The sequence below is a fragment of the Pantoea sp. 18059 genome (assembly GCF_902706165.1).
Taxonomy (GTDB): Bacteria; Pseudomonadota; Gammaproteobacteria; order Enterobacterales; family Enterobacteriaceae; genus Pantoea; species Pantoea agglomerans.
This window is the reverse complement of sequence record NZ_CACSJS010000001.1, coordinates 26,688-50,593: the sequence shown is the minus strand read 5'-3', so window position 1 is coordinate 50,593 and position 23,906 is coordinate 26,688. Positions and strand designations below refer to the sequence as shown.

At 58.0% G+C, this 23,906-nt stretch carries 25 protein-coding genes; 13 read left to right on the top strand and 12 right to left on the bottom strand.

All coding sequences use genetic code 11. The annotated features are described in order from the left end of the window. Nucleotides 1-90: 90 nt before the first annotated feature. On the bottom strand, nt 91-1,200 hold the full coding sequence (locus GVJ63_RS00250; protein WP_159226259.1) for an SLC13 family permease: 1,110 nt from the start codon (nt 1,198-1,200) through the stop codon (nt 91-93). Nucleotides 1,201-1,220: 20 nt separating this feature from the next. Next, the gene (mntR, locus tag GVJ63_RS00245) at nt 1,221-1,679 is read right to left on the bottom strand and encodes a manganese-binding transcriptional regulator MntR (RefSeq protein ID WP_010254350.1); all 459 of its coding nucleotides are present in this window, start codon (nt 1,677-1,679) and stop codon (nt 1,221-1,223) included. Nucleotides 1,680-1,932: 253 nt separating this feature from the next. Here mntR and GVJ63_RS00240 point away from each other — a divergent pair, with 253 nt between their 5' ends. After that, nucleotides 1,933-2,124, top strand: a complete 192-nt coding sequence (locus tag GVJ63_RS00240; protein WP_122458979.1) for a hypothetical protein — start codon at nt 1,933-1,935, stop codon at nt 2,122-2,124. A 240-nt stretch (nt 2,125-2,364) separates the two neighbouring features. On the opposite strand, the gene ompX is transcribed toward GVJ63_RS00240, so the two are convergent. Then, nucleotides 2,365-2,877, bottom strand: coding sequence for an outer membrane protein OmpX (ompX, locus tag GVJ63_RS00235; protein WP_010254344.1), 513 nt, complete (start codon nt 2,875-2,877; stop codon nt 2,365-2,367). A gap of 368 nt (nt 2,878-3,245) precedes the next feature. On the opposite strand from ompX, the gene rhtA reads away from it, so the two are divergent. The 5 genes from rhtA to glnQ all read left to right on the top strand — a co-directional run bounded on the left by rhtA (nt 3,246) and on the right by glnQ (nt 7,513). Continuing rightward, nucleotides 3,246-4,160, top strand: coding sequence for a threonine/homoserine exporter RhtA (gene rhtA, locus GVJ63_RS00230; protein ID WP_010254339.1), 915 nt, complete (start codon nt 3,246-3,248; stop codon nt 4,158-4,160). Between the two features lie 326 nt (nt 4,161-4,486). Further along, nucleotides 4,487-4,990, top strand: coding sequence for a DNA starvation/stationary phase protection protein Dps (gene dps, locus GVJ63_RS00225; RefSeq protein ID WP_010254336.1), 504 nt, complete (start codon nt 4,487-4,489; stop codon nt 4,988-4,990). A gap of 319 nt (nt 4,991-5,309) precedes the next feature. Continuing rightward, nucleotides 5,310-6,056 carry a glutamine ABC transporter substrate-binding protein GlnH gene (glnH, locus tag GVJ63_RS00220; protein ID WP_010254333.1) on the top strand — a complete coding sequence of 249 codons (747 nt, stop codon included), beginning with the start codon at nt 5,310-5,312 and terminating at the stop codon, nt 6,054-6,056. Nucleotides 6,057-6,134: 78 nt separating this feature from the next. Beyond that, the gene (gene glnP / locus GVJ63_RS00215; protein ID WP_010254329.1) at nt 6,135-6,794 is read left to right on the top strand and encodes a glutamine ABC transporter permease GlnP; all 660 of its coding nucleotides are present in this window, start codon (nt 6,135-6,137) and stop codon (nt 6,792-6,794) included. Further along, complete coding sequence (gene glnQ, locus GVJ63_RS00210) at nt 6,791-7,513, top strand: glutamine ABC transporter ATP-binding protein GlnQ (RefSeq protein ID WP_010254327.1); 723 nt, start codon at nt 6,791-6,793, stop codon at nt 7,511-7,513. Before glnP ends, glnQ begins: the two co-directional genes overlap by 4 nt. A gap of 78 nt (nt 7,514-7,591) precedes the next feature. Here the strand turns inward: glnQ and rlmF are convergent, their stop codons facing one another. After that, nucleotides 7,592-8,524, bottom strand: coding sequence for a 23S rRNA (adenine(1618)-N(6))-methyltransferase RlmF (gene rlmF / locus GVJ63_RS00205; protein WP_159226258.1), 933 nt, complete (start codon nt 8,522-8,524; stop codon nt 7,592-7,594). A gap of 141 nt (nt 8,525-8,665) precedes the next feature. Here rlmF and GVJ63_RS00200 point away from each other — a divergent pair, with 141 nt between their 5' ends. Beyond that, nucleotides 8,666-9,298 (top strand): flavin reductase family protein, encoded by a 633-nt coding sequence (locus GVJ63_RS00200; RefSeq protein WP_089414434.1) that lies wholly within the window; start codon nt 8,666-8,668, stop codon nt 9,296-9,298. A 3-nt stretch (nt 9,299-9,301) separates the two neighbouring features. Here GVJ63_RS00200 and hutH (GVJ63_RS00195) read toward each other — a convergent pair whose 3' ends face one another. The 5 genes from hutH (GVJ63_RS00195) to GVJ63_RS00175 are packed head-to-tail and all read right to left on the bottom strand — an operon-like array spanning nt 9,302 to nt 13,933. Next, the gene (gene hutH, locus GVJ63_RS00195) at nt 9,302-10,819 is read right to left on the bottom strand and encodes a histidine ammonia-lyase (RefSeq protein WP_159226257.1); all 1,518 of its coding nucleotides are present in this window, start codon (nt 10,817-10,819) and stop codon (nt 9,302-9,304) included. After that, nucleotides 10,816-11,610 (bottom strand): ABC transporter ATP-binding protein, encoded by a 795-nt coding sequence (locus tag GVJ63_RS00190; protein WP_022625980.1) that lies wholly within the window; start codon nt 11,608-11,610, stop codon nt 10,816-10,818. Before GVJ63_RS00190 ends, hutH (GVJ63_RS00195) begins: the two co-directional genes overlap by 4 nt. A gap of 2 nt (nt 11,611-11,612) precedes the next feature. Beyond that, entirely contained in the window at nt 11,613-12,344 is a 732-nt protein-coding gene (locus tag GVJ63_RS00185) for an ABC transporter permease (protein WP_010254311.1), read from the bottom strand. Between the two features lie 8 nt (nt 12,345-12,352). Continuing rightward, nucleotides 12,353-13,072, bottom strand: coding sequence for an ABC transporter permease (locus GVJ63_RS00180; RefSeq protein ID WP_159226256.1), 720 nt, complete (start codon nt 13,070-13,072; stop codon nt 12,353-12,355). Nucleotides 13,073-13,084: 12 nt separating this feature from the next. Then, entirely contained in the window at nt 13,085-13,933 is an 849-nt protein-coding gene (locus GVJ63_RS00175; RefSeq protein ID WP_010669726.1) for a transporter substrate-binding domain-containing protein, read from the bottom strand. A 194-nt stretch (nt 13,934-14,127) separates the two neighbouring features. On the opposite strand from GVJ63_RS00175, the gene GVJ63_RS22455 reads away from it, so the two are divergent. Then, nucleotides 14,128-14,262: a hypothetical protein gene (locus tag GVJ63_RS22455; RefSeq protein ID WP_255456246.1), complete on the top strand. Its 135-nt coding sequence runs from the start codon at nt 14,128-14,130 to the stop codon at nt 14,260-14,262. On the opposite strand, the gene hutG is transcribed toward GVJ63_RS22455, so the two are convergent. Continuing rightward, entirely contained in the window at nt 14,249-15,040 is a 792-nt protein-coding gene (gene hutG, locus GVJ63_RS00170; protein WP_159226255.1) for an N-formylglutamate deformylase, read from the bottom strand. The two genes, GVJ63_RS22455 and hutG, sit on opposite strands and share 14 nt — an antisense overlap. Beyond that, nucleotides 15,037-16,254 (bottom strand): imidazolonepropionase, encoded by a 1,218-nt coding sequence (gene hutI / locus GVJ63_RS00165; protein WP_031293039.1) that lies wholly within the window; start codon nt 16,252-16,254, stop codon nt 15,037-15,039. The genes hutG and hutI overlap by 4 nt, the downstream gene beginning before the upstream one ends. Nucleotides 16,255-16,335: 81 nt before the next feature. On the opposite strand from hutI, the gene GVJ63_RS00160 reads away from it, so the two are divergent. Continuing rightward, on the top strand, nt 16,336-17,691 hold the full coding sequence (locus GVJ63_RS00160) for a formimidoylglutamate deiminase (protein WP_159226254.1): 1,356 nt from the start codon (nt 16,336-16,338) through the stop codon (nt 17,689-17,691). Further along, nucleotides 17,688-18,230, top strand: coding sequence for a HutD family protein (locus GVJ63_RS00155; RefSeq protein WP_159226253.1), 543 nt, complete (start codon nt 17,688-17,690; stop codon nt 18,228-18,230). Before GVJ63_RS00160 ends, GVJ63_RS00155 begins: the two co-directional genes overlap by 4 nt. Here GVJ63_RS00155 and hutC read toward each other — a convergent pair. Further along, entirely contained in the window at nt 18,214-18,969 is a 756-nt protein-coding gene (hutC, locus tag GVJ63_RS00150) for a histidine utilization repressor (protein ID WP_010254300.1), read from the bottom strand. The genes GVJ63_RS00155 and hutC overlap by 17 nt on opposite strands. Before the next feature lie 326 nt (nt 18,970-19,295). On the opposite strand from hutC, the gene hutH (GVJ63_RS00145) reads away from it, so the two are divergent. The 3 genes from hutH (GVJ63_RS00145) (at nt 19,296) to GVJ63_RS00135 (ending at nt 23,905) form a co-directional block, all read left to right on the top strand. Further along, entirely contained in the window at nt 19,296-20,846 is a 1,551-nt protein-coding gene (hutH, locus tag GVJ63_RS00145) for a histidine ammonia-lyase (RefSeq protein ID WP_159226252.1), read from the top strand. Between the two features lie 15 nt (nt 20,847-20,861). After that, nucleotides 20,862-22,547, top strand: a complete 1,686-nt coding sequence (gene hutU / locus GVJ63_RS00140; RefSeq protein ID WP_010254290.1) for a urocanate hydratase — start codon at nt 20,862-20,864, stop codon at nt 22,545-22,547. A 200-nt stretch (nt 22,548-22,747) separates the two neighbouring features. After that, complete coding sequence (locus GVJ63_RS00135) at nt 22,748-23,905, top strand: M20 aminoacylase family protein (RefSeq protein ID WP_010254287.1); 1,158 nt, start codon at nt 22,748-22,750, stop codon at nt 23,903-23,905. The last annotated feature ends 1 nt before the right edge of the window (nt 23,906 follow it).

The window sequence follows — 23,906 nt, the reverse complement described above, 5'->3', positions numbered from 1 at the left end:
CGGAAACTGACAAAATCCAGCGCAACTTTACGAAACTTGAGAAATGGCGCACATCCTGCCACCTGTGGCGGGTAGCAGGATGCGTCGGGCCTAATTGAGCAGCCGCAACAGCAGCCAGCCGCTGGCCATCGACCAGGCAAGCAGAGGGAGAGAAAAGAGATGGAAATGCCACCAGACGGCCCGATCTTTCGCCATACGCAGGGCAATAAGGTTAGCGAGCGAACCCGGCAGCAGGCCGAATCCGCCAATATTGACCGCCCAGGCCAGCACATCGCCAGGCGGGACTTTTTGCAGCAGCAGAATCGTCGCCGGAACGTTGCTGATTACCTGTGACAGACCAATCGCCAGCAGGTAGAGCTGCCCCTGACCGAAATGAGAAACCGCATCAAAGTGAGCCTGCATCACCGGCAGACGCGTCATCAGGAAGACGTCAATAAACATGGCGATAAACACCGCCAGCAGGCTCCAGTCGATGCGCAGCAGCACCGGACGCGCCATCACCAGGAACGTGGCAAGAATCAGCAGCAGGACCCAACCGGTGATTTCCAGCTCCAGGCCGGCGATAAACAGCAGGTATAGCACCACGCTGACAATAAACAGCGGCTTCTGCCACTGCGGCTGTTCCGGGTTGTCATGCTTATCAATCGAGCGCTTTGAAAAGCTGAACCAGGTTAATACCATCAGGCTAAGCAGCAGCCAGGCGGCCAGCGGCAGCATCTGCACAATAAACGCGACAACGCTTAGTTTGCCGTGGCTCCACAGCAGAATGTTTTGCGGGTTGCCGACCGGCGTCAGCAGGGATCCGGCGTTGACCGCCAGCGCTTCGAAGATGATTAGTCGCGAGATGGGTAAGTGAGAGAACTTTCGCAGCGTCAGCGTCAGCGGCACCAGAATAAACAGCGCCACATCATTGGTCAGAAACGTAGAGAGCAACGCGGCAGCCAGCACCATAAACAGCGCCAGCGCACGTTCGTGCCGGAAACGCGCAATCAGTCGTCCCCCCAGCACGTCAAAGTAGCCACTGGTTTCCAGCCCTTTGGTCAGGATCAACAACCCGGTGAGCGTAATAATGGTATGCCAGTCTACGGCACCGGGCAGATTGGCCCAGCGAAAATCCGCCAGAAATGCCAGAACTACACCAATCACGATTAATAAATGCAAAACAGAGTCATGCAAAAAAGATCGAAGCAGTTGAGGCATGATGAAGGTACGCCTTAGCGTTAGCGGGTTTCGGAGAATTTCTTAAATACGGCCAGCGTTTCATCACTGACGTGATGCTCAATACCTTCTGAATCACGTCGGGCAGTTTCGGGACTGATGCCTAACGCCAGCAGAAAACTTTCAACAATGTGATGACGGGCGCGACTCTCCTCTGCCAGTTTCTCTCCTTCACCAGTCAGAAAGACACCGCGGTAAGGCACCTGTTCAACCAGCCCGGCACTGCCAAGCCGCTTCAGCATTTTCGCTACGGTCGGTTGTGAAACGCCCAGGCGGGCCGCCATATCAACCTGACGCGCTTCGCCAAATTCACCAATCAAATCAGAGATTAACTCAACGTAGTCATCAATTAATTCCCGACGATGCGCTTCACGCACCTGCCGAAAACCTTCGACATGCTCTTCAATATCTTTCAGTGGTCCTTTTGGCGCAGAAACCACGCTTTTAGCACGACGACTCATTCAGCTTCCTCATTATTTTTTCCCGTACTGTCACTGCTGTACGGATTTAGCTGCGCTCATTGTAAACCAGCCGCAAAGAAGCTCAAATTTTTCGTCATTAGCCTTGGCTAAAGGATATAGCCAGTGCTATATTTGACGATAATGTAAGCAGCAAAAGAGCGATCCCTGGTGATCCTCTGTTGCTCCGGTGATGATGACGCCTCTCACCGCAGGCTGCTGACTACCGCGTCGACAATGATTGGGAGGTGATTCTATGAGCACCCTGAAATGTTGCTTAGATTGCAGTAAATGCTTCCAGGCTGAGAAGAAAACAACCACGGAGATGAAATCCTGGCTGTGCCTGCTGACGCGTTCACCGTTCACACTGCGTCTGATGTTGCTGGAAAAACTGCTGGGCCATAAGTCTGACGATCGTCGCTGTGAGAATCTCATCTGGCGCGGCTAATCCTGATTCTATGCCTTTCAGCCGCTGGCTGAGAGGCGCACTCTCCCTTTATGCTCTCTTTTTTTCCTGTTTCCCCATCGAATCAATATGACCTGCGGCTTCAACCAGCATGGCTGCTGATCGGCTACAGCGATCCGGAAAAGTCGGGAAACGTGCAGGCACGAGAGAAGGGTGAGTAAATCAGCACCATAAAAAACGGCCCACAAGGGGCCGCTTTTTTGCAGGTCAGCTAAGCTAAACTTAGAAGCTGTAACCTACGCCAGCAATCCAGGTGCCAACGTCAACGTTACGGATACGGCTCTGCTCGTAACCAACGTCAACTGCGAAGTCCTGAACTGGGTTAAACTGCAGACCTGCGCCGTAAGAGAAACCTACGTCGCTTGAATCAGTTTTATCGCGTGATGAAGTATCGTTCTGCTGGAATTTACCGTAGCCGATACCCACAACACCGTAGATGCTTGCCCAGTCGTTCAGACGGAAAGCAGGACCACCGGTCACACCGTAGTACTGGCCTTTGTTATAAATGCCAGAATCGGTGTTATCTTTTTCTGTGTAGGTGAATGAACCGATCCAACCCAGTGGGTTAGAACCGTCTTCGTAGCGGTATTTCAGGTTGAAGCCGTTAGCTTTGTTAGCTACGCCCTGATAGTCGCTCTGAGCATAGCCACCAGTTACGGTGCTCTGTGCCATTGCTGAACCTGCAGATACTGCCAGTACACAGGCTAATGCTGAAAGACATGCAATTTTTTTCATAACCACCTCAAATGTGAAAATACTTCTCTCCTGACAACGCTGAAAATATAACAAAAAATAGCGAGAAACTCTGCCCGGATTTTGTTGTCTAACAGAATGTTTGGTGTAACAGGAAGTTAATGCGACAACCTATGTCATTCATTTTTCTTATAAAATCCGTCATCTTTCTGCAATAATCATTTTGTGCTCATTTCGTTCTTTAAGTTAAATCCTAAAAAAACCTGACATTTCTTTACCTAAATGGCCCTGATTCTGGCCAAAAATCGCTCAGTTGAGAGAAATTTAAAACCCCATTCCGTGATTTTTTACCCGCTATTTCCTTTACACTGGCTGACTCATTACGTTGATGACCAGGAAAAGTACACAGGATGTCTGCCTCTCCCGCTTCTAAAAACCTTGCCCCGATAGTGATGCCGATTGCCGTGCTGCTGATTGCGATGCTGTCGCTTCAGGGCGGCGCTTCGCTGGCGAAAAGCCTGTTTCCTGCCGTTGGCGCTACCGGCATCACCGCGCTGCGTCTGGGCTTTGGCACCCTGATACTCTGTATTATCTTCAAACCCTGGCGTTTACGCTTTAGCCGGGAACAACGTCTGCCACTCCTGATGTATGGACTGGCGCTGGGCACAATGAATTTCACGTTCTATCTGGCGATTCGTACCGTGCCGCTGGGTGTGGCGGTGGGACTGGAATTTACCGGCCCACTGGCGCTGGCGCTATTCGGATCGCGCCGGCCACTGGATTTTGTCTGGGTGCTGCTGGCCGTGATTGGTCTATGGTTCCTGCTGCCTTTTGGCACAGGCATGACTGCGATTGATCCGCTGGGCGCTGCGCTGGCAGTGAGTGCAGGCGCCTGCTGGGCGATCTATATCCTGGCGGGACAGCGGGCAGGCGCAGAACATGGCCCGGCGACAGTGGCTATCGGGTCGCTGATTGCCTCAGTGATTTTTGTACCGCTGGGGCTGACGTTCGCAGAAAGTGGTATCTGGACATGGGCCGTTATGCCGATCGCGTTGCTGGTTGCCCTGCTCTCCAGCGCCATCCCCTATTCGCTGGAGATGATCGCCCTCACCCGCTTACCGGCGCGCATCTTCGGCACGCTGATGAGTCTGGAACCCGCCATGGCTGCCTTTTCCGGCATGCTGTTTCTGGGGGAAACCCTGACCGGGCTTCAGTGGCTGGCGCTGCTGGCGATCATCATCGCCTCGGCAGGTTCAACGCTGACCATGCGGCCGAAAAAGAGTCAGTTAAACAGCGTTGAATTATCAGACGATATCCAAAAATAAACGCTATCCGCCCCGCCTGCTGGCGGGGCTAAATAATAATCATGCTCATCATGAGAATTATTCCTAATCTTCGCTCCTTCCTGAGTTGCCTATTTTGAAACAGACACTTACCAGTTATTTACATAATAGAATAACAACATGATTTAAATAGCTATTTATTTTATTTTATATTTTAACATGGCATTAACCTTCTTAGCCCAGCTCTGCTCTGACTAAAGACGCACGCTATTTCATCCATCGACAAAGTCGTTTCTGCAAAGCTGAAAAGCGCTGCTATACTTATCCGGTACTTGATTAGGACAACCATCAAAGAGAGGACTGAAACGATGAGTACCGCTAAATTGGTTAAAACTAAATCTTCTGACCTGATTTATACCCGCAATGATGTGGCCGAAGACGATAAAAAAGCCACCATCGCGGTGTTAAACCGTCTGGTAGTCGAGTTTATTGACCTGTCATTGATCACTAAGCAGGCGCACTGGAACATGCGCGGTGCTAATTTTATCGGTGTGCATGAGATGCTGGACGGCTTCCGCACCGCGATTACCGATCATCAGGATACTATTGCCGAGCGTGTGGTTCAGCTGGGTGGCGTGGCGCTGGGCACCACGCAGGTCGTTAACGATACGACTCCGCTGAAAAGCTATCCGCTGAATATTCACAGCGTTCAGGATCATCTGAAAGCGCTGGCAGACCGTTACAGCGTTGTCGCGAATGACACCCGTAAAGCAATCACTGAAGTGAAAGACGAAGATACCGCTGATATTTTTACTGCGGCATCACGTGACCTTGATAAATTCCTGTGGTTTATCGAAGCGAACATCGAATAAGACTCAATGCAGTCTGTCAGGCGGGGAAACCCGCCTTTTTTACGTCTGTGTTACCGCATTTTTATGACCCTGTTAACAGTTCTTCCCTCCTCCGCTTCACAGCCTTAACATCTGAGGCACACTACCGCTTGCACCAAAACAGCCACCTGCACCAAAACTGAGCACCAAAATAGTGCAATGGCAGAATTAACTGCAAAATCGTGTCAGCTATGTTATTTAACTCTCTGATTTCGCGGATTTTGCAAAGTTGGCATAATTCTTTCATATGACAAGCCGCAAACGCAGGCCCTGCCGCCTGGTAGTAAAAAAAGGAAAAATGATGAAGTCACTGTTAAAAGTTTCTGTGGCCGCGCTGGCGCTGGCCTTCTCTCTCTCTTCCACTGCAGCAGACAAGAAGCTGGTCGTCGCCACGGATACCGCCTTTGTTCCGTTTGAATTTAAACAGGGTGATAAATATGTCGGCTTCGATGTGGATCTGTGGGATGCCATTGCGAAAGAGCTGAAGCTCGATTACACCCTGAAGCCAATGGACTTCAGCGGCATTATCCCTGCACTGCAAACGCGCAATGTCGATCTGGCACTGGCGGGTATCACCATTACCGAAGAACGTAAAAAAGCGATTGAGTTCTCTGACGGCTATTACAAAAGCGGTCTGCAGGTGATGGTGCGTAACAATGAAAACGACATCAAAGGCATCAGCGATCTGAACGGTAAAGTGGTCGCAGTGAAAAGCGGCACCGGCTCCGTGGAATACGCGAAAGCCAACATCAAATCCAAAGATCTGCGTCAGTTCCCGAATATCGACAGCGCCTATATGGAGCTGGGCACCAACCGTGCGGACGCCGTGCTGCATGACACGCCTAACATCCTTTACTTCATCCATACCGCCGGTAAAGGCCGCTTTAAAGCGGTAGGCGATTCAATTGAAGCGCAGCAGTATGGTATCGCCTTCCCGAAAGGCAGCGACGATTTACGTGAAAAAGTAAACGGCGCACTGAAAACCCTGAAAGAGAACGGCACCTACAACACGCTCTATAAAAAATGGTTTGGCACCGAACCTAAATAATAATTTGCCCGTTATCTGATTTCAGCAGGGGAACTTTTTCCCTGCTTTTTTCCATCGCAACATATCTGGAGTGACACCATGGAGTTTGACTGGAGCGTCATCTGGCCCGCCATGCCAGCGCTGCTTGAAGGCGCTAAACTGACCTTAATTATCTCAATTATTGGACTGATTGGCGGCCTCTTCATCGGCCTGGTAGCGGGCTTTGCCCGCGCTTACGGTGGCTGGATCACCAATAACATCGCACTGGTGTTTATCGAAATCATTCGCGGCACCCCTATCGTGGTGCAGGTGATGTTTATCTATTTTGCTTTGCCGATGGCGTTCCCCGACCTGCGTATTGATCCCTTCAGCGCGGCGGTGGTAACCATCATGATTAACTCCGGCGCTTACATTGCCGAGATTACTCGTGGTGCCGTGCTGTCGATCAACAAGGGCTTCCGCGAAGCCGGACTGGCGCTTGGCCTGTCGAGCCGCGAGACGCTGCGCTACGTGATTATGCCGCTGGCGCTGCGCCGTATGCTGCCACCGCTGGGCAACCAGTGGATTGTCAGCATCAAAGATACTTCGCTGTTTATCGTTATTGGTGTGGCTGAACTGACTCGTCAGGGTCAGGAGATTATTGCCGGTAACTTCCGCGCGCTGGAAATCTGGAGCGCCGTCGCGATTATCTATCTGGTTATTACGCTGGTGTTGAGCTTTGTGCTGCGCCGCATTGAGAAAAGGGTGAAAATCCTGTGATTGAATTTAAAGATGTCTCCAAGCATTTTGGCCAGACCCAGGTGCTGCACAATATTGACCTGAAGATTAACCAGGGCGAAGTGGTGGTGATTATCGGCCCATCCGGTTCCGGTAAATCAACCCTGCTGCGCTGTATTAACAAGCTGGAAGAGATCACCAGTGGCGAACTGATTGTCGATGGCCTGCGCGTCAATGATCCGAAAGTCGATGACCGCCTGATTCGTCAGGAAGCGGGCATGGTGTTTCAGCAGTTTCATCTGTTCCCACAGATGAGTGCGCTGGATAACGTCGCCTTTGGTCCTATCCGTGTGCGCGGTGCCAGCAAAGAGGCGGCACGCCAGCTGGCGCGTGAGTTGCTGGGCAAAGTGGGCCTCGCCGAGCGCGCGCACCACTTTCCGTCTGAGCTTTCCGGCGGTCAGCAGCAGCGCGTGGCGATTGCCCGTGCACTGGCAGTTAAGCCGAAAATGATGCTGTTTGATGAGCCAACCTCAGCGCTCGACCCGGAACTGCGTCACGAAGTGCTGAAGGTGATGCAGGATCTGGCGGAAGAAGGCATGACGATGGTGATTGTGACGCACGAAGTAGGCTTCGCACAGAAGGTGGCCTCACGGCTGATCTTTATCGATAAAGGCCGGATTGCGGAAGATGGCGATCCCGACAGCCTGATCAGCAACCCACCGAGCGAGCGTCTGCGCGAATTCCTGCAGCACGTCTCCTGATCAAAACGGGCCGCATCGCGGCCCGTTCTATTTTACTCTTCGCCCACAGATACACCTGTTACCATGTAAAGCGACACCTCAGTTCCCCAGGCGACTCAGCAGTTTAGTGCGCTGGGCGGCAGGCATAAAACTCCACGCCAGGAAGCGACTCTGCTTCTGACCCTGCGCCATATTAACCACCCGCATCTCCGCCACGTCGAGCGCCTGCAGCTGTTTTTCCAGCGCCGGTAAGTTCTCTTTGCGCGACACCAGCGAGGTAAACCAGCCGATCTGACGACCAAACGCCACGCTCTCGGCGATCATCTTGCCGATAAAGCCCTTTTCGCCACCGGGATACCATAATTCATTGTGCTGGCCGCCAAAGTTGAGCGGCGCACTCTTATCCAGTCCGAGATTGCGGACCTTACGCTGCGATCCCGATACCGCCTCTTCCGCCGACGCGTGGAATGGCGGGTTACACATCACTGCACTGAAAAATTCAGTTTTACTGACCACACCAGCCAGTACTGCATCGCTGTTTTTCTGACGACGCAGACGGATCTGGCGCGTCAGGCGCGGATTGGCCGCAACAATGCGGTTAGCGGCTTTGATGGCGGCTTCATCGACTTCGGTGCCGGTAAAGCGCCAGCCATATTCTGCCGCGCCAATCAGCGGATAGATGCAGTTTGCACCGCAGCCGACATCCAGAACGTCCGCCGTCGGGATCACGCCGTTGTTATCCAGCGCCAGCAGATCGGCAAGGTAGTGCAGATAATCGGCGCGTCCCGGCACGGGCGGGCAGAGTGAGCCGGGAGCCAGCTGCCAGTCGATGTCGTAAAATAGTTTGATCAGCGCCTGGTTCAGCAGCATCACCGCCTCCGGGTCCGCGAAATCCACGGACTGCACGCCATACCCATTGGGCCGGACTTTGGCTTTCAGCGGCGGATGGGCAGCGGTTAACGCGGCAAAATCGTATTCGCCCTGATGGCGATTGCGGGCGTGGAAGGGCGACGAGCTGGCTGACTTTTTCATACGTTCTCTCAATTATTCAGGCGCGCGTACAATACGCTGTAGGCGGCGGAAAATAAACCCGCACCATCCGCTTACCTCTTTCCGATTCCGTCGGGCGATGCTGTCGGGCTAAGATAAATAAAATTCCCTGCTGGAGAAGTTATGACCCGGAAACGCTATTCCTATCAACCCCGTGCTGGTCACGGTCTGCCGCACGATCCGCTGAACGCCATTATCGGGCCGCGCCCGATCGGCTGGATTAGCTCAGTGAGCAGCAGCGGCCAGCGCAATCTGGCACCTTACAGCTTCTTTAACTGTTTCAACTATCATCCGCCGATTATCGGTTTCGCCAGTAGTGGCTGGAAAGACAGCGTGAGAAATATTGCTGAGACAAAAGAGTTTGTCTGGAACCTTGCGACCCGTCCGCTGGCGGAAGCGATGAACGAGAGTTCCGCCTCGCTACCTGCCGATCAGGATGAGTTCGCCTTTGCCGGTTTAACGCCGCTGGCGCCTTCACAGGTCAGCGCCAGTCTGGTGGCAGAGAGCCCGGTCAACTTCGAGTGCCGACTGACGCAACTGATTCAGCTGCAGGATGCCAGCAGCAATCTGATCGACAGCTGGCTGGTGCTGGGTGAAGCGGTGGCGATTCACATCGATGAATCGCTGCTGGAAGAGGGCATTTATCAGACCGCTAAAGCCGAGCCAATTCTGCGCGCGGGCGGCCCCAGCGCCTATTACGGCATCAGCGAAGCGCAACGTTTTGATTTAGTCCGTCCGGACGCACGCCGCAGGTAATCCTCACCCCACAAGCGCATCGGCCCGGTGCGCTTTAATCTGAGCTACCGCGCGGGCGATGTCGGGTGCCAGCCAGCGATCCTGCTGCCAGCGCTCAACAACCTGCCGCAAATGCTGCCAGGCGCGCCGCGTGCCTGCTGCCAGCTGTGATTCACCGTGAAACTCCAGCGCCTGCGCCGCCAGCAGATACTCAATCGCGATAATGTGATCAACATTGCTGACCAGTTTCAGCAGCTTCAGCGCCGAGCCGGTGCCGAGGCTCAGATGATCCTCCTGTAATCCTGAAGTGACATAGTTATCAAGCACCGCAGGCTGCGCCAGCTGACGGTTCTCCGCGCAGAGTGATGCCGCCACGTACTGCGCAATCATCATGCCGGAATTGACGCCCGGCTCGGCGACCAGAAATGGCGGCAGGCCGCTGACCAGCGGATTCACCAGCCGATCAAGCCGCCGCTCGGCGATGCTGCCCAGCTCCGCCATCGCAATCGCCAGCAGGTCGCAGGCCATTGCCACCGACTCGCCATGCGGATTGGACTGTGACACCACGCGCCAGGCCTGCGGCGTCCCCAGCACCAGCGGATTGTCGGTACAGGCGTTGAGTTCGGTCTCCACCTGACGAACAGCGTGACTAAACTGATCGCGACAGGCGCCGTGCACCTGCGGCATCGAGCGCAGACTGAGTGCATCCTGAGTCCGGATGCCAACGCTGGCTTTCAGCAGCGGGCTGTCACTCAGCAACTGGCGCAGGCGTTCGCCACTGCGCTGAATCCCCGGGCTGGCCTTCAGCGCCAGCACCTCAGGGTCAAACGCCACCATCTGACCGCGCAGCGCCTCAAAGCTCATCGCACCGGTAACGTCTGCCCAGTCCAGCAGCCGTTCGGCATCGTCCAGCGCCAGACAGGCTAAGCCGGTCATGCAGGGCGTGCCGTTGACCAGGCTCAGCCCCTCTTTGGCACCAGGCCGGTAAGGGGCTAATCCCGCCTGGGCCAGCGCCTGCTGCGCGGGCATGATTTCACGCTGCCACTCCACCTCGCCGATGCCAATCAGCGCCAGGCCGATATGCGCCATGTGGGTCAGATATCCCACCGATCCCTGCGACGGTACCTGTGGCGTAATCTGCAGGTTTAGCAGCGCCAGGAGATGTTGCACCAGCGCCACTGAAACACCTGATTTTCCGTGGCTGTAGTTCGCAATCGCAGCGCACAGAATGGCGCGGACCTCGGGTTTTGCCAGCACCGGCCCGACGCCACAGGCATGACTCAGCAGGGTATTGCGCGACAGCTGGCTCAGCTCATCTTCAGACAGGGTGATGTTGCACAACGCCCCCAGCCCGGTATTGATGCCGTAAGCCACCTGCCCCGCCGCCACGATATTCCCGACGATTTCTCGGCTCTGCGCAATTCGCTGCCAGGCACTGTCGCTCAGCGTCAGGGTGGCGCCGTGCCGGGCGACCTGCACCAGCGCCTGCCATTTCAGCGGGCCATCGCCCCAGACCAGCGTCTGACGTATTACGTCGCTCATACCACCGGCTCCACCTGATGATGACTGGAGATAAACTGCTTAAAGCGCGCCGATCCCGCCTCGCCGAACATCGCCTCTGGCGTGCCCTGACAATCAATGGTGCCCTGATGCATAAACACCACCCGGTTAGAGACGTTGCGGGCAAAACCCATCTCATGGGTCACCACCAGCATGGTGCGGCCCTCTTCCGCCAGGCTGCGCATGACCTTCAGCACCTCGCCCACCAGTTCCGGATCGAGTGCCGAAGTTGGCTCATCAAACAGCATCACCTCCGGGTCCATTGCCAGCGCCCGGGCGATCGCCACCCGCTGCTGCTGACCGCCTGAAAGCTGGGCGGGATAGAAATCTTTGCGATTCAGCAGACCGACCCGATCCAGCAGCTGTTCCGCCTGGGCAATACAGGCTTTTTTATCGCGCTTGAGGACGTAGTGCGGCCCTTCAATGACATTCTGCAGCACCGTCAGGTGCGACCAGAGGTTAAAGCTCTGAAACACCATGCCGAGCCGGGAGCGCAGCCGCTCAATCTGACGCGGATTAGCCGCCAGCTGGTGTCCCCGGGCATGGCGCTTCATCTCAATGGTTTCACCGCCCACGCTGACCACGCCCGCGTCAGGCGTCTCAAGGAGATTAATGCAGCGCAGCAGCGTACTTTTGCCCGAGCCGCTGGCACCGAGTATTGAGATAACATCGCCCTGGTGCGCCTGCAGCGAGATGCCTTTCAGCACCTCCATGGCGCCAAAGGATTTATGGATATCGCTGGCCGACAGCGTGACGGGTGGCAGTTCAGACATGTTTATTTTCCTCCAGGAATCGGCTTAGCGGCCGGTAACGGCTTTTTTTCCGGTTTATGAACCGGCGTCAGACGCCGCTCCAGCAGGGCATAGAGTTGCACAATGATGAAGTTGAGGATCAGGTAGATTGCCGCCGCACAGAGAAACACCTCCATGGTGCGGTAAGTACGCTGGATAATCTGCTGCGCCACCCCGGTGACATCCCAGACCGTGACCAGACTGGCCAGCGCGGTCGACTTCACCAGCAGAATCGCCTCGGTGGAGTAAGCGGGCAGCGCATAACGCAGCATCACCGGCGCGATAATGCGCCGCAGCAGCAGCCCGCGCGACATGCCGCACGCCATCCCCGCCTCCACCTGACCGGGCGGCACAGCCAGCAGCGCACCGCGCAGGATCTCCGCGGTGTAGGCGGCGGTGCAGAGCGACAGTGCCAGCACCGCACAGGTAAAGGGCTCACGCAGAAACGGCCAGAAGAGACTGTGCCGGATCACACCAAACTGCCCCAGACCGTAGTAGATCAGAAACAGCTGGATCATCAGCGGCGAGCCGCGAAACACCAGAATGTAGCCACGGGCAAAAGCACTCAGCAGACGCCAGCGGCTCATGCGTAGCGCCAGAATACCCACCGCCAGCACGCCGCCGCACAGGAAGGCGCTGATAAACAGGCCCAGCGTAACCGGCAACGCGGCGCTGAGTTTCAGGAAGGTGTCAGTGAGGAACGCGAAATCGATCATAAATCTCCTTAATGCTGCGCAGCGGTGCGGCTTTGCCAGGCGCGACCAAGACGGGATTCAGCCCGCAGAAAGGCGCGGTTCGACAGCAGCGTCAGCAGCAGATAACAGGCACCGCCCACCAGATAAAAGGAGAAGTAATCACGGGTGGAGCCGGCCGCAATCTGGCTGGCCCGCATCAGCTCGACAATGCCGGTCACTGACACCAGCGCCGAGTCTTTCAGGCTCATCTGCCAGACGTTTGACAGGCCGGGCAGCGCATAGCGCGCCACCTGCGGCAGCAGGATGCGTTGCCGGATGCGCCAGCGCGGCATACCAATAGCGATAGCGGCTTCGATCTCCCCTTTCGCCAGGGCCAGCCGTGCGGCACGATAGACTTCCGCCTGGTAAGAGCCGGAAATAAGCCCGATGGCCAGCGCCCCGATCAGAAACGGCGGCGCTTCGATAAAACCGTCCGCGCCAAACAGTTGTCCGATCTGCGTGATCAATCCCGATCCGCCGAAGTAGAACAGGTAGATCACCAGCAGCTCAGGAATGCCACGAAAGATCACCGAGTAGCCTTCCCCTGCCCAGCGCACCGCGCGGTGCGGGGATAACTTTGCAGCGGCAACGCCTGATCCCACCACCGCGCCGACCAGCAGCGCGGCAAATGAGAGCAGCAACGTCGTCAGCGTGGCACTCAGAATCAACCGTCCCCAGCCCTCCGGGCCAAAACTCAGCAGGCTTATCATCAGTTACCTCACTCAGGGTGTGACGTCAGTTTTGAACCACTTCTCGCTCAGCTTTTTCACTGTGCCATCGGCCAGCGCGGCTTTGATCGCCTGATCCAGCCGGGCTTTCAGATCGTTGTCTGCCATGCGCACGCCCATCGCCTCGCCCTCACCCCAGATTGGGCCGCCCAGTTGCGGACCGCTAAAGCTGAGGTTACGGTTATCCGGTCGCGCCAGCATCGACTGCGCAAAGGTCACATCGTCAAACACTGCGTCAATACGCCCCGCCTGCAAATCGAGGATCGCATCGGCTGAGCTGGTGTATTCCCGCACATCCGCCACCTCTTTGAAGTACTTGTCGATAAACGGCGTGTAGACGGTGCCGGAGGCGATACCGATGGTTTTGCCCTTCAGCGCCGCTTTCAGGGGTGCGATGGCAGGCTCCACGGTTTTCTCATCGTCGGTGAGTTTGATGATCTTACTGTCGGCAGGCAGCAACGACCCTTTCACCGTGATGAAGGTGGCGGGCGTTGAGGCGTAGGGCACGGTGAAATTGATCACTTTCTTGCGCTCGGGGGTGATCACAATTGCATCCATGATCACATCATATTTTCCGGCATTCAGACCGGCGATCATTCCATCCCAGTTCTGCACCACCAGCTTGCACTGTATTGCCATACGCTGGCAGAGATCGGCCATCAGCTCCGGTTCAAAACCGCCCAGTTTGCCGCCTGGCAGGGTGAGGTTCCAGGGTTCATAACTGCCTTCGGTGGCAATGGTGATCGACTTCCACTCTTTGGCCTGGGCGCTGACGCCACAGAGCAGCAGGCTGGAAACCAGCGTAGTGAGACATAAACGACGAAGAGTCAGAGGGTGCGTCATACGGTTCTCCTGAAAGTAGCGGCCTGGTGATCGCCCTGACGAGATTTAACATAAATTTCACAGGATGATATGTCATGTATATACAAGTTAACGCAGCGCAGTTCATTGCCGGCTTTATCGTTTTGTGAGCCAGACAGAATTTATTACGCAGATGGCGGTGCTGCTGCACTTGTACATACAACCAAGCAAAGGTTATGCCAGCTCTTCAGAGGCGGAAAAAGGCGGCGGGAGTCTGGGAGCGGGCAGGCGACCTGCCCGCCGCTGCACCCAATCAGGGCAGCGATGCACCGGAGTGGCGCATCGCTCTGGTGAGTTTTATTGCGATTTAGCCTGCGCCAGCATGGCGTGGATCAGTGCCTTCAGCACGTTCTGCAACCGGGCGGCACGCGCCTGCTGCCAGGCGTAAGGCGGGGTTTCATCCATATAGTTGAGCTGCGCCAGCTCCAGCTGGACCGCCTCAATCTGCTGCTGCGGCTGACCGCAGGCACGGGTGATGTAACCGCCTTTAAAGCGCCCGTTAATCACCCAGCTGTAGTCGTTCTGCGCCGCGCACACGGCCTCCAGCGCCGCACTCATTGCAGGCGTGCAGCTTGCGCCGTCGTTGGTGCCGATGTTGATATCGGGCAGACGGCCGTCAAACAGGCGGGGAATTTCACTGGCGATAGAGTGGGCGTCAAACAGCAGCGCATAGCCATGCTGCGCTTTGAGCCGCGCCAGCTCCTGTTGAATCTGCTGATGATAGGGCTGCCAGATCTGATCGATGTAGCCCTGACGCGCCGTGTCGTCGGGTGTTTTGCCTGGCGCAAAGGTCGGTGTACCGTCGAACAGGGTTTCCGGGAACAGGCCGGTGGTGGCGCTGGTGTAGAGCGGCTGGTTATCGGGCGGGCGATTGAGATCGACCACAAAGCGGGAGTAGCGGCCGATTAACACGCTGGCCCCGAGATCACGCACAAAATCATACAGCAGGGGAATATGCCAGTCGGTGTCGGGTAAGCCGCGCGCGGCCTCACTCAGTCCGGCTTCCACGTCGGGCGTCAGCTCGGTACCGGCGTGGGGAATGCTGACCAGCAGCGGCAGACTACCCTGGGTAAAATGGAAAGGGTTCATTGCGGTTCTCCACGATAGATAACGGTACAGGGCAGTTCACCACCCAGCCAGTAAACCAGTTCTGCCGGACGGGCCAGCGGCCAGTGAACGAAGTTCGCCACTTTTCCCGCCTCCAGCGAGCCGTGACTGTCAGCCAGCCCCAGCGCTTTTGCCCCCCACAGCGTGACGCCCGCCAGCGCCTCTTCCGGCGTCATGCCAAACAGGGTACAGCCCATATTAAGCATCAGACGCAGCGACAGCGCAGGCGAGGTGCCGGGATTGGCATCGCTGGCCAGCGCCATCGGCACGCCATAGCGCCGGAAGAGATCCACCGGCGGACGCTGCGTCTCCCGCAGCAGATAAAATGCACCAGGCAGCAGTACCGCCACGGTGCCATGTTGTGCCATCGCTCTGGCATCCTCCTCGGTGGCATATTCAAGGTGGTCGGCAGAGAGCGCCCCATAGCGCGCCGCCAGTGCTGCGCCACCTGACGCCGAGAGCTGCTCCGCATGCAGTTTCACCGGCATGCCAAGCGCCACCGCCCGATCAAACACCCGCGCCACCTGCTGCGGTGAAAAGGCGAGATGCTCGCAGAACGCATCCACCGCATCCGCCAGTCCCAGTGCCTGCACCTGCGGCAGCAGCCGTTCGCAGATGATATCGACCCAGCCATCCGGGTCGTGCTTAAACTCCGGCGGAAAAGCATGTGCCGCCAGACAGGTGGCGCGCACGTCAGCAGCTACGCTCTCTCCCAGCTGGCGAATCGCCCGCAGCATCCGCAGTTCGCTCTCTTCATCCAGGCCATAGCCGGACTTGATCTCCACGGTGGTGACGCCCTCGGCCAGCAGGCGGTTTAGCCGCCAGCGAGCCGATGCCACCAGTTCCTCTTCAGTGGCGGCACGGGTAGCGCGCACGGTTGAGAGGATGCCACCGCCCTGCGCGGCAATCTCTGCATAGCTGACGCCATTCAGGCGCTGTTCAAACTCCTGGCTGCGGTCGCCGCCAAACACCAGATGGGTATGACAATCCACCAGCCCCGGGGTCACGATGCCGCCCGGCAGATGATGATGCTGATCGGCGACGAACGCGGGCATCTCCGCCTGCGGCCCGACCCACACCAGCCTGCCCGCCCGCACCACCAGCGCCCCCTGCGGGATAAGATGGTACTTTCCGTCACGCATGGTGACCAGGTCAGCCCCGGTCCACACCGTCTCTACGCGCATCTCTTCTGCCATCGCTGCCTCATGCCTCCGCCGTTTACACTGTGCCTCAAAGTATGTATATGTATATACAACCACATCCGATGAGGATCAACCATGGCGACTTTTTTTGCCTCGCGTGCCCTGCTGGCGGAGGGCTGGCAGCAGCAGGTGCGTATCACGGTCAATCAGGCCGGTTTTATCGACTCTATTACTCCGGATAGCCACGCTGATCAGGCTATCCGGCTCAACGGCGAGGTGATCCCGGCAATCGCCAACCTGCACTCGCACGCCTTCCAGCGTGCCATGGCGGGTCTGGCTGAAGTGGCGGGCGATCCTCAGGACAGTTTCTGGACGTGGCGGGATCTGATGTACCGCATGGTGCAGCGCCTGACGCCGCAACAGGTGGGCGATATTGCCGCCCTGCTCTACATCGAGATGCTGAAAGGCGGCTACACCCAGGTGGCAGAGTTTCACTACCTGCACCACGACACACAGGGTGCGCCCTACAGTGATGATGCGATGCTGCAACAGCTGATTGAAGCGGCGGAGATCGCCGGTATCGGCCAGACGCTGCTGCCGGTGCTCTACAGCTACAGCGGCTTCGGCAGCCAGCCAGCGTCGGCGGGTCAGAAGCGTTTTATCCAGCAGACCGACCGCTATCTGCAACAGCAGGCGCGGCTTGATACGTGGCAGCAGCAAAGGCCACTGCTGAACCGTGGCCTCTGTTTCCATTCACTGCGGGCGGTGAGTGAAAGCCAGATGCAGGACGTGCTGGCGGCCAGTGATCTGACACTGCCGGTACATATCCATGTGGCTGAACAGCAGAAAGAGGTGAATGACTCGCTGGCGTGGAGCGGCGAGCGTCCGGTGGCCTGGCTGCTGAACCGCTTTGAGGTGGATGCGCGCTGGTGCCTGATCCACGCCACCCATCTGGATGAGAGTGAGCTGGCGCGTCTCGCCCGCAGCGGCGCAGTGGCGGGTCTCTGCCCGACCACCGAAGCCAACCTCGGTGACGGCATCTTTTCGGCAGTGGAGTACATCGCGCAGGGCGGACGCTGGGGCATCGGCTCTGACAGTCACGTTTCGCTGAGCGCCCAGGAAGAGCTGCGCTGGCTGGAGTATGCTCAGCGACTGCGCGACCAGCGTCGCAACCGGATTACCCTGCCCGGCCAGCCGTCGGTAGGCGATCTGCTGTGGCAACAGGCAGCAGCAGGCGGTGCGCAGGCGTGTGGCATTCAGCAGGGCACGCTGGCGGTGGGACAACGTGCCGACTGGCTGGTGCTGCGGGATGAGGCGTGGCTCGGCAGCGTCGGGTCGCACGCCGTCCTCAACCGCTGGCTCTTTGCCGGGCAACGCGATCAGATTCGGGACGTTTATGTGGCGGGTAAAGCCGTGGTAGAAGATGGGGTGCATCCGCACCAGACGGCGTGTGCCGCCCGCTTTGCTCAGGCGATGGAGACGCTGCGATGATCGCAAGGTTCACATACGCGGAGCTGGCGGTCAGCCGCTGGCGCAACGGCGGCGGCGAAACCCGCGAAATCATCAGCTTTCCACCCGGCGAGGAGCGCTTCGGCTGGCGCGCCAGCATTGCGACGCTGGCGCAGGATGGTCCCTTCTCAGCCTTTTCTGACATTGATCGGGTGATTACCCTGCTGCATGGCGATCCGGTGTTGCTCACCGCGCCGGGCGTGCAGCACTTACTGACACCTCAGCAGCCCTGGGCGTTTGCCGGCGAACTCGCCTTAACGGCAAAGCTGCAGGGCAGCGTCAGCGAAGATTTTAATATTATGACGCGGCGCGGGGAATGGCATGCAGCGGTGGAGGTGGTGACCACGCCGGTCAGCACTCTGCATGGCGTCGCGTGGGTGCTGACCGGCGCCTGGCAGACGGCTGACGGGGAACGGCTGACCGCGCAGCAGGGCGCGTGGTGGGTCGATGAAGAAACAGCACTCAGCCCGTGCGATACCGATGCCCGGCTGCTGTTTACCCGTCTTAACCGTGTCCTCTGAAGCGGCCCAGCAGTTTGTAACGTGAGCCGGGATAGAGCAGCCGCGCATAGGTCACGATTTTAGTGTCGCTCCAGGTCTGACGGCGAATCAGAAGGCAGGGTTCGTGCTCATCCACCGACAGATGTTTACGCTGACGCGCATCGGGCAACACCGCTTCAACAATGTGCTCGCCCGCCGTCAGCGGCGCAACGCGCATCAGATAGGTGTAAGGCGTCATCTGCTGATAATCCTGCGTCAGGTAATCGGGCGCGACCAGCGGATTGACCAGACGGTCCTCCAGCTGCACCGGCAGATCATTTTCGTAATGCACAATCAGCGAATGATAGAGCGTCTGCCCGGTGGTCAGTCCCAGCACCGCCGCCTGCTCAGGATCGGCTTTGTCCTGGCCGATGGCGAGAATTTTGCAGCTGTGCTGATGGCCGCGCTGAGCGATCTCATCGGCGATGTTATGCACCTCCAGCATGGCGGTGTAGCCTTTCATCTCCGCCACGAAGGTTCCGACGCCCTGCATCCGCACCAGAAAGCCTTCGCTGGTGAGTTCACGCAGCGCCCGGTTAATGGTCATGCGGCTGACGCCCAGTTCATTAACCAGTTCACTTTCTGATGGCACACGCTGATTCGCTTTCCACAACCCTTCACGGATCTGGCTGACGATGGCCTGCTTCACCCGCTGATAAATCGGGGCAGGCTCATCACTCATTGCCGCCGCCAGTTGTGCCAGTGCCGTATGCTCAACCATTTGCTGTTCCTTATGCTGAAAGTCCCCTAAGTTTACTGTCTCACCGTGTGAATGTATATACATCCAGTACGCTGCGCGGTGCCCCAATGGTGCAGCCTGCGCATCCTGATGGTGCAGCCTCTGAGTAGCGCTAAATAGTCAACCCGCAGCGGACGGGCAATCGATTTTTGTGATCGGCCTGGCACGGCACTTGCTTGCTTCCTTTGATTGTATAGACAAGCATAGACAAGAATTAACGCTTATGTTTCACTCGTATTATTCCGCTGGATCAGGGCAAGGAGAGCAGTTTAGCCACACCAGCACACTTGTATAGACAGGAGTAGACTATGTCAGGTTCGTTTCAGGTTTTGCGCCTGGTGCCAGGCGAGGTGGACCTCGCCACATTACGCGCTATCTATCAGGGCAACGTCACGCTGACGCTTGATGAGCCCGCGCGTCAGGCAATTGCGGCGGCGCAGCAGACCGTGGATGCGATTGTCGCCTCTGGCAACGTGGTATATGGCATTAATACCGGCTTCGGCAAGCTGGCGCAGACGCAAATCCCGGCCAGTCGGCTGGCGGATCTGCAGCGTAATCTGGTGCTGTCACACAGCGTCGGGCTGGGCGATCTGCTGCCCGACAATGTTACCCGCCTGGTGGTCGCCACCAAAATCATCAGCCTGGCACGCGGTCACTCTGGCGTGCGAATCGAACTGGTTGAGGCGCTGCTGGCGCTGTTCAATGCGGGTGTCATGCCCTGCATCCCGGAAAAAGGCTCGGTCGGTGCCTCCGGCGATCTGGCGCCGCTGGCGCACATGTCCCTGATGCTGCTGGGCGAAGGTCAGGTCCGGCTCAGGGGTGAGTTGATCCCGGCAACCGAAGGCCTGGCAAGCGTGGGTCTGTCGCCGTTTGTACTCGGCCCGAAAGAGGGACTGGCGCTGCTTAACGGCACCCAGGTCTCAACTGCGCTGGCGCTGCGCGGCCTGTTTGAGGGTGAAAACCTGTTTGCCGCTGGTCTGATGGCCGGTGCGCTGTCGCTGGAGGCGATTAAAGGCTCGCTAAAACCGTTCGACGCCCGTATCCATCAGGCGCGCGGTCAGCATGGTCAGATTGCGGTCGCCGCTGCCGTCAGCACCCTGATTGAGGGCAGTGAAATAGTGCTGTCGCATACGCATTGCGGCCGCGTTCAGGATCCCTACTCCATCCGCTGCGTGCCACAGGTGATGGGTGCCTGCCTGGACAACTTCAGCCACGCCGCGCGGATTCTGGAAATCGAAGCGAACGCGGCCTCTGACAACCCGCTGGTGTTCAGCGACAGCGGCGATGTGATCTCCGGCGGCAACTTCCACGCCGAGCCGGTGGCTTTTGCTGCGGACATCCTGGCGCTGGCGATTGCCGAAGTCGGGGCCATCTCCGAGCGGCGGCTGGCGCTGCTGCTGGACAGCGGCTTGTCGGGCCTGCCGCCCTTCCTGGTGCGCGACGGCGGCGTAAACTCCGGCTTTATGATCGCCCAGGTGACCGCCGCAGCCCTGGCCTCTGAGAACAAATCGCTGGCCCATCCGGGCAGCGTCGACAGCCTGCCGACCTCCGCTAATCAGGAAGATCACGTCTCGATGGCGACCTACGCCGCCCGCCGTCTCGGCAGCATGTGCTTTAACAGCGCCGCAGTCGTGGGCATTGAGGCGATGGCCGCCGCACAGGGCATTGAATTCAACCGGCCGCTGAAAAGCTCTGCGCTGATTGAGCAGGCCATCGACACCATTCGCGAGCAGGTCGCCTTCCTTGAGGAGGATCGCCTGCTGGCTCCCGATATCGAGGCAATGCGTCAGTGGGCAAGTCGCACTGACTGGCCTCAGTCATTGACAGCGCTGCTGCCGAGCATGCGCCCAACTTCTTGAATTAAGGAATCTTTCATGAGCGAAACTCTTTCTCAGGCTGTGGCACGTGAAATTCGCGCGCCTCACGGTACCACGCTGCACTGCGCCAACTGGCTGATTGAAGCCGCTTACCGCATGATTCAGAACAACCTCGATCCCGATGTTGCCGAGCGGCCGGAAGATCTGGTGGTTTATGGCGGCATCGGTAAGGCGGCGCGTAACTGGGAGTGCTTCGAGCAGATCCTGCGTTCACTGCGGGCACTGCAGCCGGATGAAACCCTGCTGATCCAGAGCGGCAAGCCGGTCGGCATCTTCCGCACCCACGCGGATGCACCCCGCGTGCTGCTGGCAAACTCCAATCTGGTGCCGCACTGGGCGACCTGGGATCACTTCCATGAGCTGGATAAAGCGGGTCTGATGATGTACGGCCAGATGACCGCCGGTTCCTGGATCTATATCGGCGCGCAGGGCATCGTGCAGGGCACCTACGAAACCTTCGTGGAAGCGGGACGTCAGCACTACAACAACGACCTCAGCGGACGCTGGATCCTCACCGCCGGGCTGGGCGGCATGGGCGGCGCGCAACCGTTGGCGGGCGTTCTGGCCGGGGCCTGTGTGCTGGCGATTGAGTGTCAGGAGTCGCGCATCGATTTCCGCCTGCGTACCCGCTATGTAGATTACAAAGCCACTACGCTGGATGAAGCGCTGGCGTTAATCAGCGAAGCGACCGCGGCGAAAAAAGCGATTTCGGTCGGGCTGCTGGGCAATGCCGCCGAGATCCTGCCGGAGCTGGTGAAACGCGCCCGGGCGGGCGGGCCAAAACCGGACATCGTCACCGATCAGACCTCGGCGCACGATCCGATTAATGGCTATCTGCCGGCTGGCTGGGATCTGGCGCGCTGGCAGCAGGAGCGCGTCTCACAGCCGAAGGCAGTGGAGAAAGCGGCGCGTGCCTCAATGGCGGTCCACGTGCAGGCGATGCTCGACTTCTGTCATATGGGCATCCCGACCGTGGATTACGGCAACAATATCCGTCAGGTAGCGCTGGATGAGGGTGTCAGCAACGCCTTCGACTTCCCTGGCTTTGTACCGGCCTACATCCGTCCGCTGTTCTGCGAAGGAAAAGGCCCGTTCCGCTGGGTGGCGCTGTCCGGCGATCCGGAAGATATCTACAAGACCGACGCGAAACTCAAGGAACTGTTCCCGCACCACAAAACGCTGCATCGCTGGCTGGATATGGCGCAGGAGCGCATCGCCTTCCAGGGATTGCCAGCACGTATCTGCTGGCTGGGACTGGGCGAACGGCATCTTGCCGGTCTGGCGTTCAATGAAATGGTCCGCAACGGCGAGCTGAAAGCGCCGGTGGTGATTGGCCGCGACCATCTCGACTGCGGCTCTGTTGCCTCACCTAACCGTGAAACCGAAGCGATGAAGGATGGCTCGGATGCAATCTCAGACTGGCCGCTGCTCAACGCGCTGCTGAATACCGCAGGCGGTGCGACCTGGGTCAGCCTGCATCACGGCGGCGGTGTCGGTATGGGCTTCTCGCAGCACGCCGGTATGGTGATTGTCTGTGACGGCAGCAAAGAGGCGGATGCGCGTCTGGGTCGGGTGTTGTGGAATGACCCGGCCACCGGCGTGATGCGTCATGCCGACGCGGGTTATGAGCTGGCACAAAGTTGCGCGGCAGAGCATGACCTGAATCTGCCGATGCAGAAGTAATACGCTGAACGGGGCGGGCAGCGACTTGCCCCGTTTTCTTCGCTTTTTTCCCTTCTGAAGCCCTGCCCGGACATCACTTCCTTATTACTTATTCCATTTTGATTTAGCCTATAGCCAGATTTCGTCCTGCCGGCGATAGACGCAGCGCCACCCGACCTCTAAAGTGAAATCTTCTCATTCTGTATGGAGCGCGACTCTGCATGACCCTTTCCCCTGCCCTGCTTGAAGATGCCCTGCGCTGGCGCCGTGAGTTTCATCGCCACCCCGAATTAGGTTACCAGGAACAGCAAACCAGCCAGTTTATCGCTGATGAGTTAGAGCGGGCGGGATTGCAGGTGTTTCGTGGTCTGGCGGGCACCGGCGTGATCGGCACGCTGGAAAACGGTCCCGGCCCGGTTATCGGGCTGCGTGCGGATATGGATGCGCTGCCGATTACGGAAAAAGGCGACACTGAATGGCGCTCCGCCACTCCCGGCGTGATGCACGCCTGCGGGCACGACGGTCACAGCGCCATTCTGCTGGCCGCCGCCCGACAGCTGGCCGCCACACGCCAGTTCAGCGGCACGGTACATTTCATTTTTCAGCCTGCCGAAGAGAACCTGGGCGGTGCGCGCAAAATGGTGGAAGAGGGACTGTTCCAGCGCTTCCCGATGGATGCGATCTATGCGATGCACAACTGGCCGGGCCTGCCGCTGGGGTCACTGGCGGTTAACCCTGGCGCCATGATGGCGTCGCTGGATTCGTTTGAGATTACCCTGCACGGCAAAAGCTGCCACGCGGCGATGCCGGAAAGCGGTGCCGACCCAATGGTGGTGGCGGCTGAGCTGATTCTGGCGCTGCAGACGATTCCGTCACGTCGGCTCTCGCCGCTCGCCTCGGCGGTGGTCAGCGTGACGCAGATCCACGGTGGCGAAGCAATCAACGTGATCCCGGAACAGATTGTGCTGCGCGGCACGGTGCGCTGCCTGCAGACCAGCGTGCGCGAAAAAGTGCGCGGGCTGATTGATGAGTTTGTTGCTACCCTGCCACGTCCGTTTGGCGTGAGCGGTGAGATTGAGTGGTTACCGGGCTATCCGGTGACCGCCAACCATGCTGCCCCGGCTGAGCAGGTGCGCGAGGTGGCGCTGGCGACGCTGGGGGCCGAACAGGTTCAGTGGCAGGTCAATCCGTCGATGGCGTCTGAAGATTTTGCCTGCATGATGGAGGCCTGTCCAGGTGCTTACTTCTGGCTGGGCGCGGATGGCGACACGCCTTCCGCCCCACTGCACAACGCCCGCTATGACTTCAACGACGCGCTGCTGCCAATTGGCATTACTTTCTGGCAGAACCTGGTTGAACAGGCGCTGCCAGCAGCCTGAG

Excerpts from the sequence above, each read along its gene's own strand:
- GVJ63_RS00155 (WP_159226253.1), top strand. The coding sequence starts at position 17,688 with ATGATCGCAAGGTTCACATACGCGGAGCTGGCGGTCAGCCGCTGGCGC.
- glnH (WP_010254333.1), top strand. The coding sequence starts at position 5,310 with ATGAAGTCACTGTTAAAAGTTTCTGTGGCCGCGCTGGCGCTGGCCTTC.
- rlmF (WP_159226258.1), bottom strand. The coding sequence starts at position 8,524 with ATGAAAAAGTCAGCCAGCTCGTCGCCCTTCCACGCCCGCAATCGCCAT.
- glnP (WP_010254329.1), top strand. The coding sequence starts at position 6,135 with ATGGAGTTTGACTGGAGCGTCATCTGGCCCGCCATGCCAGCGCTGCTT.
- hutC (WP_010254300.1), bottom strand. The coding sequence starts at position 18,969 with ATGGTTGAGCATACGGCACTGGCACAACTGGCGGCGGCAATGAGTGAT.
- mntR (WP_010254350.1), bottom strand. The coding sequence starts at position 1,679 with ATGAGTCGTCGTGCTAAAAGCGTGGTTTCTGCGCCAAAAGGACCACTG.
- dps (WP_010254336.1), top strand. The coding sequence starts at position 4,487 with ATGAGTACCGCTAAATTGGTTAAAACTAAATCTTCTGACCTGATTTAT.
- GVJ63_RS00200 (WP_089414434.1), top strand. The coding sequence starts at position 8,666 with ATGACCCGGAAACGCTATTCCTATCAACCCCGTGCTGGTCACGGTCTG.
- GVJ63_RS00160 (WP_159226254.1), top strand. The coding sequence starts at position 16,336 with ATGGCGACTTTTTTTGCCTCGCGTGCCCTGCTGGCGGAGGGCTGGCAG.
- GVJ63_RS00190 (WP_022625980.1), bottom strand. The coding sequence starts at position 11,610 with ATGTCTGAACTGCCACCCGTCACGCTGTCGGCCAGCGATATCCATAAA.
- hutU (WP_010254290.1), top strand. The coding sequence starts at position 20,862 with ATGAGCGAAACTCTTTCTCAGGCTGTGGCACGTGAAATTCGCGCGCCT.
- GVJ63_RS00250 (WP_159226259.1), bottom strand. The coding sequence starts at position 1,200 with ATGCCTCAACTGCTTCGATCTTTTTTGCATGACTCTGTTTTGCATTTA.
- GVJ63_RS00180 (WP_159226256.1), bottom strand. The coding sequence starts at position 13,072 with ATGATAAGCCTGCTGAGTTTTGGCCCGGAGGGCTGGGGACGGTTGATT.
- GVJ63_RS00135 (WP_010254287.1), top strand. The coding sequence starts at position 22,748 with ATGACCCTTTCCCCTGCCCTGCTTGAAGATGCCCTGCGCTGGCGCCGT.
- GVJ63_RS00175 (WP_010669726.1), bottom strand. The coding sequence starts at position 13,933 with ATGACGCACCCTCTGACTCTTCGTCGTTTATGTCTCACTACGCTGGTT.
- hutH (WP_159226257.1), bottom strand. The coding sequence starts at position 10,819 with ATGAGCGACGTAATACGTCAGACGCTGGTCTGGGGCGATGGCCCGCTG.
- hutG (WP_159226255.1), bottom strand. The coding sequence starts at position 15,040 with ATGAACCCTTTCCATTTTACCCAGGGTAGTCTGCCGCTGCTGGTCAGC.
- GVJ63_RS22455 (WP_255456246.1), top strand. The coding sequence starts at position 14,128 with ATGCCAGCTCTTCAGAGGCGGAAAAAGGCGGCGGGAGTCTGGGAGCGG.
- GVJ63_RS00240 (WP_122458979.1), top strand. The coding sequence starts at position 1,933 with ATGAGCACCCTGAAATGTTGCTTAGATTGCAGTAAATGCTTCCAGGCT.
- hutH (WP_159226252.1), top strand. The coding sequence starts at position 19,296 with ATGTCAGGTTCGTTTCAGGTTTTGCGCCTGGTGCCAGGCGAGGTGGAC.
- ompX (WP_010254344.1), bottom strand. The coding sequence starts at position 2,877 with ATGAAAAAAATTGCATGTCTTTCAGCATTAGCCTGTGTACTGGCAGTA.
- GVJ63_RS00185 (WP_010254311.1), bottom strand. The coding sequence starts at position 12,344 with ATGATCGATTTCGCGTTCCTCACTGACACCTTCCTGAAACTCAGCGCC.
- rhtA (WP_010254339.1), top strand. The coding sequence starts at position 3,246 with ATGTCTGCCTCTCCCGCTTCTAAAAACCTTGCCCCGATAGTGATGCCG.
- hutI (WP_031293039.1), bottom strand. The coding sequence starts at position 16,254 with ATGGCAGAAGAGATGCGCGTAGAGACGGTGTGGACCGGGGCTGACCTG.